At 71.2% G+C, this 10,990-nt stretch carries 9 protein-coding genes; 8 read left to right on the forward strand and 1 reads right to left on the reverse strand.

The features are described from left to right. Positions 1-290: 290 nt before the first annotated feature. Positions 291-1,616, reverse strand: a complete 1,326-nt coding sequence (locus AB4Y80_RS16555) for a glutamyl-tRNA reductase (RefSeq protein ID WP_442215436.1) — start codon at positions 1,614-1,616, stop codon at positions 291-293. 172 nt (positions 1,617-1,788) lie between these two features. On the opposite strand from AB4Y80_RS16555, the gene hemE reads away from it, so the two are divergent. The 8 genes from hemE (at position 1,789) to hemL (ending at position 10,764) form a co-directional block, all read left to right on the forward strand. After that, a complete protein-coding gene (hemE, locus tag AB4Y80_RS16560) occupies positions 1,789-2,850 on the forward strand; it encodes a uroporphyrinogen decarboxylase (RefSeq protein WP_442215437.1) in 1,062 nt (353 codons plus the stop codon). A gap of 36 nt (positions 2,851-2,886) precedes the next feature. Then, complete coding sequence (locus AB4Y80_RS16565) at positions 2,887-4,491, forward strand: protoporphyrinogen/coproporphyrinogen oxidase (RefSeq protein WP_442215438.1); 1,605 nt, start codon at positions 2,887-2,889, stop codon at positions 4,489-4,491. 74 nt (positions 4,492-4,565) lie between these two features. Continuing rightward, a complete protein-coding gene (gene hemQ / locus AB4Y80_RS16570) occupies positions 4,566-5,279 on the forward strand; it encodes a hydrogen peroxide-dependent heme synthase (protein ID WP_442215439.1) in 714 nt (237 codons plus the stop codon). Then, a complete protein-coding gene (locus AB4Y80_RS16575; protein ID WP_442215440.1) occupies positions 5,276-6,490 on the forward strand; it encodes a ferrochelatase in 1,215 nt (404 codons plus the stop codon). The genes hemQ and AB4Y80_RS16575 overlap by 4 nt, the downstream gene beginning before the upstream one ends. 15 nt (positions 6,491-6,505) lie before the next feature. Then, the gene (gene hemC, locus AB4Y80_RS16580; RefSeq protein WP_442215444.1) at positions 6,506-7,492 is read left to right on the forward strand and encodes a hydroxymethylbilane synthase; all 987 of its coding nucleotides are present in this window, start codon (positions 6,506-6,508) and stop codon (positions 7,490-7,492) included. Beyond that, positions 7,489-8,397, forward strand: a complete 909-nt coding sequence (locus AB4Y80_RS16585; protein WP_442215441.1) for a uroporphyrinogen-III synthase — start codon at positions 7,489-7,491, stop codon at positions 8,395-8,397. The genes hemC and AB4Y80_RS16585 overlap by 4 nt, the downstream gene beginning before the upstream one ends. A 17-nt stretch (positions 8,398-8,414) precedes the next feature. Next, positions 8,415-9,395 (forward strand): porphobilinogen synthase, encoded by a 981-nt coding sequence (hemB, locus tag AB4Y80_RS16590; RefSeq protein WP_442215442.1) that lies wholly within the window; start codon positions 8,415-8,417, stop codon positions 9,393-9,395. Between the two features lie 40 nt (positions 9,396-9,435). Continuing rightward, on the forward strand, positions 9,436-10,764 hold the full coding sequence (hemL, locus tag AB4Y80_RS16595; RefSeq protein ID WP_442215443.1) for a glutamate-1-semialdehyde 2,1-aminomutase: 1,329 nt from the start codon (positions 9,436-9,438) through the stop codon (positions 10,762-10,764). The last annotated feature ends 226 nt before the right edge of the window (positions 10,765-10,990 follow it).

Consider the following 10,990-nt stretch of genomic DNA (forward strand, 5'->3'; position numbering starts at 1 on the left):
GGCCGGGACGGGGGTGAACGCCGGCAGTCCCGCCAGGGCCGGGGCGTCGGCGGTGAAGGGCTCAATGGGGGGAAGGGCGGCCCGTGCGGTAAGGATCGCCGCCACGTGCTCGGTGGCGTTCCCGCCCGGGGTTCCGGGATCATTGGCCGGGGTGCTCATACCACCATTATCCTAGAACACAAAAACGATGTCAATGGATAGTGCAGAATTGTGTACAAACATATGTTCTACTTGTGCCGGCCGGCAGTGGTCTTCGCCGAGGTGGACAGCTGGGTGAGTTAGGTGTACAGCTAAGCGGTTGCGGCCTGGTCCCCGTCAGCGGGTTTCTGCAGTTTGTCCGCCGCGGCGGCCAGGGCCGCTGCGGGCTCCACCTGGAGGCCGTACAGTGCTTCAAGGCCTGCCAGGTAGCTCTCCGCGTCGCCCGCGGCCGCCAGTTCCTTGGCGCGGACGGTGGGCACGTGCAGGAGCTGCTTGACCATGCGGCGCATGGCGAACTCCACCTCGGCGGTCGCCGCCGTGCAGCCGTGTTGCTGGCGGATCTTGGCGATCTCATCGTCGAGCACGCTCATGGTGTGCCGGCGCAGCGCCACGATGGCATGGTCGAGCGAGCGGGCGTTTTGGGCCTGCTCAAAACTCGTGGCGGCGTCGGCCACGAGCGCGGCGGCCTCCGCGAGCGTGGCGGCCTGTTCGGCGGGCGCCGCCTGCCGCACGGTTTCCAGGGTCAGCAGTTCAACGTTGGGGAGGTCGGCGATCTCCGGGGCAAAGTCGTGGGTGAGCGCCAGATCGATGACCGTCAGCGGCGCGTGCACCCCGCGGCGCGCGTGGGCCAGCTCGGCGGCCGTGATCTGCTGGTCCGAGCCGCTGCAGCCCAGCAGCAGGTCCGCGTCCGCCWGGGCGTGGTCCAGGGTCTCATGGGTCAGGGCACGTCCGGTGCGGGAGGCCACAAACGTTTCCGCCCGGCCCGAGGAGGAAAATACCCGGATGTCCGTGCAGCCGCGCTGGGTCAGCTGGGCCATTGCGGCGCCGGCATAGGCGCCGGTGCCAAACAGGACGGCGGTCTTGCCGGCCAGCGACGGACCATCCTGAAGATCCGCGGCGAGATCCAGGGCAACGGAGACGATCGACATCCCGCGCCGGCCCAGGGCCGTCTGCGCACCCACGTCCTTGGCGGTCTTGGAAGCGGCCTGGAACAATCGCACGAGCGCAGGGGTGCTGACGCCCGCATCCTGGGCCGAGCTGAGGGCCCGGCGCACCTGGCCGGCGATCTCGCGTTCGCCCACCACGGCCGATTCCAGTCCGGTGCTGACGGCAAAGAGGTGGCGGGGGACGGCCGGCCCCTGCTGGGTGGCCAGGGCGGAGGAGACCTGCTGTTCGGTAAGCCCTGTCCGCGCACTGACTGCGGCCACGATGCTGCTGCGGGCCGACTCGATTTCCTCGACGCTGCGGGCCTGGGCGTAAAGCTCGAAGCGGTTGCAGGTGGCCAGGGTTACCAGCCCCACCACGTCATTGTCGCTGGACACGACGTCGGCACTGACCTCGGCGGCGCCGGCGCTGAGGCGGGCAACGGTTTCGAGGTCGAGGCTTGAGTGCGAGGCAACTAATGAAAAGAGAACCACAATTTCACCATGGTAGCCCTTTAATGTCCCTGTTTAGGGACAGGATGGCCTAAAACGTCAGCAAGTGGCTGTGATGCTCCTTACCCGCCCCCCGCCGGTGGGCCCGTAATTGCGCCAGCGGGAGGGCCGGCGCGTGCACGAACACTGCCGTTTCCCTCTGTATGGTGGTGCCATGACACTGAGCCCAGCTCATCCGTTGATGGATGGACGTACCGCCAATTCCCCCCTCATCACCGCCTACCGCGGCGGCAGGCCGGCCCGACGGCCCGTCTGGTTCATGCGCCAGGCCGGCCGGTCGCTGCCGGAATACCGTGAACTGCGGGTGGGCACCACCATGCTCGAATCCTGCCTCAGGCCGGCCATGGCCGCGGAAATCACCCTGCAGCCCGTGCGCCGCCACGACGTCGACGCCGCCATCTTCTTCTCCGACATCGTGATTCCACTGAAGCTGGCCGGGGTGGGCGTGGACATCGTCCCCGGCGTCGGCCCCGTGCTGGAGCACCCCGTCAGGACCGCCGAGGACGTGGCAAATCTGCCCGAACTCACGGACGAGGCCCTGGATCCCATCCGCGAGGCCGTGGCCCTGACGGTCGCCGAGCTGGGCAGCACCCCGCTGATCGGTTTTGCCGGGGCACCGTTCACGGTGGCCGCCTACATGGTGGAGGGCCGCCCGACCCGCGACCACCTGGGCCCGCGCACCATGATGCACGCCGAACCGGAGGTATGGGCGGCGCTGATGAACTGGGCCGCCGACGCGTCGGGCAAGTTCCTGCGGGCCCAGATCGAGGCTGGGGCCAGCGCCGCCCAGCTCTTCGACTCCTGGGCGGGGTCGCTGGGACTGGCCGACTACACCGAACACGTGGCCCCGGCGTCGTCCCGGGCCCTGGACCACGTCCGGGACCTGGGCGTGCCGCTCATCCACTTCGGCACCGGCACCTCCGAACTGCTCGGCGCCATGTACAACGTGGGCGTGGACGTGATGGGCGTCGACTACCGGCTGCCGCTCGATGAGGCCAATCGCCGCCTGGGCGGCACGGTGCCACTGCAGGGCAACATCGACCCGGCGCTGCTGAGCGCGCCGTGGGACGTGCTCGAAGCCCATGTGCGCGACGTCGTGGCCGCCGGCGCCACCGCCCCCGGGCATGTGGTGAACTTGGGGCACGGCGTCCCGCCGGAAACAGACCCCGCCGTGCTCACACGCGTCGTGGAACTGATCCACTCGATCCAGCCGTAAGCAACCAGCCGCCCGCCACACCCTCAAGGACCGCGCATGGAACACCGCATCACCCGCACGCACCGGACCGGCCCGCGCGCCGTGGTGGTGGGCGGCGGCGTCTCCGGGCTGCTTGCCGCCAAGGACCTGGCAGCGGCCGGCTACCGGGTGCGCGTGTTGGAAGCGGCAACCGTGTGGGGCGGCTGCGTCGGCGTCCACGAGGTGGCCGGGGTGAGCCTGGACAGCGGCGCGGAATCGTTCGCGACCCGCAGTACGGCCGTGGCTGACCTGGCCGCCGAGCTGGGACTGGCCGACGCCATTGAAACCCCCCACCCCTCCGGGGCCTGGGTGTGGCTGCCCGAGGGCCCCGTGCCGCTGCCCCGCACCGGCCTTCTGGGCATCCCCTCCGACGTGCATGCGCCGGAGGTTCGCGCCGCGCTGGGCCGCGCCGGCGTCCTTCGGGCCGCCCTGGATGCGCGGATGCCGGCCTCCGTTGGCACCAGCGGCGCCGTGTGCAGCGTGGCCGAGCTGGTCCGGGCGCGCATGGGCCGCCGCGTCCTGGAACGGTTGGTGGCCCCCGTGGTGGGAGGAGTCCATTCCGCCGATCCCGAACTCCTGGACATCGACATGGTGGCCCCCGGGCTGCGGGCCGGCATCCGCGAACACGGTTCGCTGGCCGCCGCCGTGGCCGCGCAGCGTTCCGCCGGGGCCGGGGCCAAGGCGGGTTCGGCCGTGGCGGGGCTCGCCGGAGGGATGAACACGCTTGTCTCCGCGCTCGTCGCGCACCTGCGCGCGGCAGGGGTCGAGCTGGACGCCGGCCACACCGTCACCCGGATTTCCCGCCCGAACCCGGGCCACGAGCCGGCGGCCGACGGCGGAACCCCCGCCCGCTGGCAGCTCGCCTGGGCGGCGGGTCCGGACCGGGATGCCCGCCGGGACGCCCGCCGAGAAGACCGCCGGGCGCCGGGCGGTCGGGCCGCCACCGGATCCGCCGCCACGGGATCCGACGCGAGATCCATCGCCACGGGATCCGCCGAGGCGGACCTGCTCGTGCTGGCCGTGGACGGGCCCACGGCCGTGAAGCTGCTCGCCGACGAGCTTCCCGAGCTGCTGCCGCTGGCGCCGGCACCCGGTCCGGACATCCGGCTCGTCACGCTGGTGGTGGACGTGCCCGAACTTGACTCCCGGCCCCGCGGCACCGGGATCCTGGTGGCCCCGCAGGTGGAGGGCATCCAGGCCAAGGCCCTCACCCACGCCACCGCCAAATGGGACTGGCTGGCCGGCTCCACCGGCCCCGGCACGCACGTGCTGCGCCTGTCCTACGGCCGGGCGGGCGTGGCGGCCGCCGACGCCGTCCGCCGCACCGCGCCGGTCGGTGACGGGCCCCTGATCGCCACGGCGCTCACCGACGCCACGAAACTCCTCGGCGTGGAGGTCACCGACGCCGACGTCCTGGGGGCGGACGTTGTCCGCTGGCGCGGCGCCCTGCCCTTCGCCGCCGTCGGGCACCGGGCGAAGATGCAACAGGTCCGTGAAATCGCCGCACGCGCCCCGGGGCTGCTGCTGCTGGGCGGGTGGCTGTCCGGGAATGGCTTGGCGGCCGTCGTGGCGGACACGCGCCGACAGTTGGCGGCCCTGCCGGATGCCGCCCAACCGCGGTGAGATTCCTCACCTTCTACGCCATGTAGAGAACTTGGGTTTCCGGTTTCAGGGCCCTTGGGTGCAAACTTGAATCCATGAGCCACACTTTCGCGGAATCTGTCACCAAAACCCCTGAGCCCGGCACCGCCGCGGCCACGCCGTTCACCCTGTGGACCGTTTTCAAGCGCACCGGATCCTTCACCGGCGTTGGCGGACCGGCCATTGACGACTTCCAGGCACTGGAAGCGCAGTTTGCCCAGGACAACATCACCTTGCGCGGCACCTACGACGTCTCCGCGATGCGCTCCGACGCGGACATCATGGTGTGGCTGGTGGGTCCCAGCGCCGAGGGCCTGCAGCAGGCCGTGCGCGCCATTCGCCGCAGCGACCTGTTCGCCAACACCGAAATCTCCTGGTCCGCCATGGGCGTGCACCGCGAAGCGGAATTCGCCAAGGACCACGCGCCGTCCTACATGGGCCCGAAGGCGCCCAGGGGCTGGGTGTGCGTGTACCCGTTCGTGCGCTCCTACGACTGGTACATCCTGCCCGCCGAGGACCGCAGCCGCATGCTCCGCGACCACGGCATGCTGGGCCGCGACTTCCCGCAGGTGCAGGCCAACACGGTCTCGGCGTTCGCGCTGGGCGACTGGGAATGGCTGCTGGGCCTGGAGGCAGACGAGCTCACCGACCTCGTTGACATGATGCGCCACCTGCGCTCCACCGACGCCCGCCTGCACGTGCGCGATGAAATCCCGTTCTACACGGGCCGCCGGATCAACGCGGCCGAGGTCGCCGAGGTCCTTCGGTGACCAGCTTTGCCGGCGCCCCGGTGGCGGAGCGCCAAAACTATGACGCCGTCCTGCTCGCCTCCTTTGGCGGGCCGGAGGGCCAGGACGACGTCATTCCGTTCCTGCGCAATGTCACGCGCGGGCGCGGGATCCCGGACGAGCGCCTCGAAGCGGTCAGCCACCACTACCGCGCCAACGGCGGCGTCAGCCCGATCAACGCCCAAAACCGGGCGCTGAAGGCCGCGCTGGAGGCCGAACTGGCCGCCCGCGGAATTGCGCTGCCGGTGCTGTGGGGCAACCGCAACTGGGCCCCCTACATCCCTCAGACCCTGCAGCAGGCCTACGACGCCGGCCACCGCCGACTCTTGATGGTCACCACCAGCGCGTACTCGTGCTACTCCAGCTGCCGCCAGTACCGCGAGGACATCGGCATGGCGCTGACGGAGACCGGACTCGACGGCAAACTTGCCGTGGACAAGGTGCGCCAGTACTTCGACCACCCGGGTTTCGTGGAACCGTTCATCGAGGGCACCGGCCAGTCCCTGGCCAAGGTCCGCACGCAGCTGGCAGACGCCGGCACGGCGGACGCCCCCATCCATGTGCTCTTTGCCACCCACTCGATTCCCCTCCGCGACGCCGAAGCGGCGGGCCGCTCCGAGGGTGAGCCACGCGAGTTTGCCGAAGGGTCCGCCTACGTGGCCCAGCACCTGGCCGTGGCGGAGGCCATCATGGCCCGCGTGGACCCGCAGCAGGACTGGTCCCTGGTGTACCAGTCCCGCTCCGGGGCCCCGCACGTGCCCTGGTTGGAGCCGGACATCAACGACGCCCTGGCCGAGCTGGCCGCCCAGGGCATCAAGGGCGTGGTGGTGGTGCCGGTGGGGTTTGTCAGCGACCACATGGAAGTTCTGTGGGACCTGGACACCGAAGCCAGGGAGACCTGCGCCGAACTGGGCCTGGCCTTTGACCGGGCACCGACCCCGTCCACGCACCAAAAGTTTGTCTCCGGCCTCGCGGAGCTGATCTGCGAGCGCGCGACCAACAATCGTGCCGACGCCGCCGTTGGCCCGGACCGCCCCGCCATGACCGGTCTTGGACCCTGGTACGACGTGTGCCGGCCCGGCTGTTGTGCCAATTTCCGCGGCGACAAGCCCGTCATTGCCGAAGTAGGCAGCAGCATTGGCCTCGTGGCCGCCCCGCCTGCCGGCCCCGCCCCCGTTCAAGGTGGTTCCTGAATCTACATGACTGAAATGGTGAAAACCGTGAAAATCGGCACCCGCGGCAGCAAGCTGGCGCTGAGCCAAACCCGGCAAATCACCGACGTCCTCACGGGCGTCGGCGGTTTTTCCGCGGAGATCGTGCCCGTGAAGACCGACGGCGACGTCCTGACCGGACCGCTGTCCCAGATGGGCGGCACCGGCGTGTTCGCCACCGCACTGCGTGCCGCCGTCCTGGACGGGCGCGTGGACGTGGCCGTGCACTCGCTCAAGGACCTGCCCACCGGCGCCGTCCCCGGCCTGGCGCTGGCCGCCGTGCCCGTGCGTGCGGACGCCCGCGACGCCCTGTGCGCGCGCGACGGCCTGACCTTCGCCACCTTGCCGCAGGGCGCCAGCATCGGCACGGGCTCCCCGCGCCGCGCCGCCCAGCTGCTGGCCGCCCGGCCCGACCTGGTGATCGTGGACATCCGCGGCAACGTCGACACCCGCCTGGCCCGCGTCCCCGGGCTGCCCGGCAACCCGGCGTCCGCGAAAGTCCCCGGAAAGACGGGCGACCTCGACGCCGTCGTGCTCGCCGCCGCCGGCCTGGGCCGGATCGACCGGCTCGACGTCGTCAGCGAATATCTCGAATCCTCCGTCATGCTTCCGGCCCCCGGCCAGGGCGCGCTGGCGCTGGAATGCCGTACCGCCGACGCCGATGCCAATGGCGTGCTGGGCCAGGCCCTCGCCGCCGTGGATGACGTCGACACCCGCCTGTCCATCACCGCCGAACGGGCGCTCCTGGCCCGCCTGGAGGCGGGGTGCAGCGCCCCCGTGGGCGCGTTCGCGTTCCGCAAGGGCTCCATGCTGTTCCTGGAGGCCGTGGTGTGCTCCCTCGACGGCGCCCGCTCCCTGCGCCTGAAGAAGGCCACCGACGGCCTCACCGGCGTCGGCGCCACGCTGCTGGGCATCGAGCTGGCCGAGGAACTCCTCGCCGGCGGTGCCGCCGACCTGGCGGACCTGGCCGGATCGGCAAAGTGACGCCAGGGCGGGGCCTGGCGCCGGGGCTCCGCGTTGCCGTGACCCGCAGCCGCGACCGGGCCGGCGCGCTGGCCGACGCGCTGGCGGCGGCCGGGGCCGAGCCGGTCCTGGTGCCCGTCATTGACTTTGAAGTGAGCGCTGATGCGGGGCTGGGCGATGCCGTGCGCCGGCTGGCCGCGGGGGAGTACCGCTGGCTCGTCATCAGCTCCATCACCACCGTGCGGGCGCTGAAGCAGTGGTGCGAAACCGCCGGCACCACCCTGGCCGAGCTGGTGCCCGCCGGCACGCGCGTGGCCACGATCGGCCCCACGTCCGTGGCCGTCCTGGCGGCCGAGGGCGTGCACGCCGAGCTGGCGCCCGTGGACGTGCAGTCGGCCGCCGGGCTGGTTGAGCTCTGGCCGGAATTCACGCCCGGGGACGGTGACGGCCGGGTGCTGCTGCCGCAGTCGAACCTGGCCGAACCAACACTTGTCGACGGGCTGGCGGCGAGGGGCTGGACTCCCGAGGTGGTCACCGCTTACCAGACCGTCGACTACCCCGCCGCGCCGGGCCTGCGCCTGACCGCCACGCTGTCCCGGTCCGCACCGGCCCATTCCGCACCGGCCCGGCCAGCTGGTGGCGGGCACGAGGGACGCTACCCCCTGCTCACCCCGGCCCAAGCGGCCGGTGAGGCGAAGGCGGGACGGATCAACGCCGTCGTGCTGGCCTCGGGGAGTGCGGCACGGAGGGTGGCCGGGACCATGGCCCCGTTGCCGGCGTCGTGCCTGGTGATCGCCATCGGCCAACCGACGCGCGATGAGGCCGAGCGGCTGGGCCTGCGCGTGGCCGCGACGGCCAAGCACCCCACGCCGGAAGGCATCGTGGCCGCGCTGGCCGACGCCCAGGCAAACTTTCACAGCAAATAATCCACAGGAGATACGAAGTGAGCTTCCCCCAGCACCGCCCCCGCCGGCTGCGCACCACCGCCGCCATGCGCCGGCTCGTCGCCGAATACTCCGTGACCCCGGCGGACCTGATCCTGCCCGCGTTCATCCGTGAGGACCTGGCCGAGCCCAGGCCGATCACGTCCATGCCCGGGGTGGTGCAGCACACCTCGGAGTCGCTGGTGGCCGCGGCGCGCGAGGCCGTGGAACTGGGGCTCGGCGGCATCATGCTGTTCGGGATTCCGGCCCAGCGCGACGCCACCGGGAGTGCCGGCCTGGACCCGTTCGGCGTGCTGAACAAGGCCATTCGGGACGTTCGCGCCGCCGTCGGCGACGAGCTGGTGGTCATGAGTGACCTCTGCCTGGACGAGTTCACCGACCACGGGCACTGCGGCGTGCTCGATGCCCACGGCGGCGTGGACAACGACGCCACCTTGGCCATCTACGCGAAGATGGCGGTGGCCCAGGCCGCCGCCGGCGCCCACCTGGTGGCCCCGTCCGGCATGATGGACGGCCAGGTCGCCGTCATCCGCGAGGCCCTGGACGCGGCCGGGTTCACCGATGTGTCCGTGCTGGCCTATGCCGCCAAGTATGCCTCCGCGTTCTACGGCCCCTTCCGTGAGGCCGTCGATTCCCAGCTTGCCGGCGACCGACACACCTACCAGATGGACCCGGGCAACCGGCGGGAGGCCCTGCACGAGGTGGAGCTGGACCTGGCCGAGGGCGCGGACATCGTCATGGTGAAACCGGCCATGAGCTACCTGGACATCCTGGCCGACGTGGCGGCCATGTCCCCGGTGCCGGTGGCGGCCTACCAAATCTCCGGCGAGTACGCCATGATCGAGGCCGCGGCCGCGAACGGCTGGATCAACCGCCGCGCGGCCATTGAGGAGTCCGTGCTGAGCATCAAGCGGGCCGGAGCCACCATGATCCTCACCTACTGGGCTGCAGAACTCGCCGGCTGGATCCGCAGCAACTAGCCTTAGTTTTCCGCATCGACTTTCAAGCGAGGATTTTCCCATGACCAGTTCGCAGGAACTTTTTGACCGTGCCAAGACCCTCATGCCCGGCGGGGTGAACTCGCCTGTGCGGGCCTTTGGCTCCGTGGGCGGCACACCGCGCTTCATGGTGAACGCCAAGGGCGCCTACCTGACGGATGCCGACGGCCGCGACTACGTGGACCTGGTCTGCTCCTGGGGCCCGGCCCTGCTGGGCCACGGACACCCGGACGTGCTCGCCGCCGTGCATGCCGCCGTGGACCACGGCCTGAGCTTTGGCGCCTCCACCCCGGCCGAAAGCGATCTGGCGGCCCTTGTGCAGGGCCGGGTGCCCGGCGTCGAGCGCCTGCGCATGGTCTCCACCGGCACCGAGGCCACCATGACCGCCGTGCGCCTGGCCCGCGGCTTCACCGGCCGTGAGCTGATCATCAAGTTTGCCGGCTGCTACCACGGCCACCTCGACTCCCTGCTGGCCGCGGCCGGCTCCGGCCTGGCGACCCTGGCGCTGCCCGGTTCCGCCGGCGTCACGGCCGCCACCGCCGCCGAGACGCTGGTGCTGCCCTACAACGACCTCGCGGCCGTGGAGGCCGCGTTTGCCCTGCATGGCGATCGCATCGCCGCCGTCATCACCGAGGCCGCGCCGGCCAACATGGGCGTCGTCACCCCGGGCGCGGGCTTCAACGCCGGCCTGTCCCGGATCACCTCCTTGCACGGTGCCCTGCTGATCCTCGATGAGGTCCTCACCGGCTTCCGCACCGGCCCGGCCGGGTACTGGGGCCTGACCGGTGTGAACGAGGGCTGGACCCCGGACCTGTTCACCTTCGGCAAGGTCATCGGCGGCGGGCTTCCGACGGCGGCGCTCGGCGGCCGCGCGGAGGTCATGGATTATCTGGCCCCCCTGGGGCCCGTGTACCAGGCCGGCACGCTGTCCGGGAACCCGGTGGCCATGGCCGCCGGCGTGGCCACCCTGACCGCGGCCACCGCGTCCGTGTACGCGACCGTGGACGCGCGCTCCCTGGAACTGTCCGCCGCCGTGTCCGCCGCCCTGTCCGCCGCGGGCGTGGACCACTCGATCCAGCGCGCCGGGAACCTGTTCTCCGTGGCGTTCGGCACCTCGGGCCGCGGCGTGCACAACTACGCCGACGTCCAGGCCCAGGACGTGTTCCGCTACGCGCCGTTCTTCCACTCCATGCTGGACTCCGGGGTCTATCTGCCCCCGAGCGTCTTCGAGGCCTGGTTCCTCTCCGCCGCCCACGACGACGCCGCCATGAACCGCATCTTCGACGCGCTCCCCGCCGCGGCCCGGGCGGCCGGGCAGGCCGCACCGGGGGCCGATTCGGCGACCCGGTAGGGATGCGTCCGGGGCGGATCATCCGATCCGTCCCCCGCACTGGGGGATCTCGCCGCAGGGGCCGTTCCGGCGTAGGATCTTAGCTCAAGAGATCCCAGCGATCCAAGCCGTGTGCGCGATGCAAAAGTTCCTGAAGTTCACTGTTCCGGCCGCCGCCCTGCTGGCCGTTTTGCCGTTGCTCGGCGCGGCCGCCGGTGCGGCGGCTGCGCCGGCCGCGGCGCCGGCC

Origin of the sequence: Specibacter sp. RAF43 (genome assembly GCF_052114065.1) — a bacterium.
Taxonomy (GTDB): domain Bacteria; phylum Actinomycetota; class Actinomycetes; order Actinomycetales; family Micrococcaceae; genus Specibacter.

Bases quoted from the DNA above. Each gene is read 5' to 3' on its own strand.
- hemC (WP_442215444.1), top strand. From the start codon at position 6,506: ATGGTGAAAACCGTGAAAATCGGCACCCGCGGCAGCAAGCTGGCGCTG.
- hemQ (WP_442215439.1), top strand. From the start codon at position 4,566: ATGAGCCACACTTTCGCGGAATCTGTCACCAAAACCCCTGAGCCCGGC.
- hemE (WP_442215437.1), top strand. From the start codon at position 1,789: ATGACACTGAGCCCAGCTCATCCGTTGATGGATGGACGTACCGCCAAT.
- AB4Y80_RS16565 (WP_442215438.1), top strand. From the start codon at position 2,887: ATGGAACACCGCATCACCCGCACGCACCGGACCGGCCCGCGCGCCGTG.
- hemL (WP_442215443.1), top strand. From the start codon at position 9,436: ATGACCAGTTCGCAGGAACTTTTTGACCGTGCCAAGACCCTCATGCCC.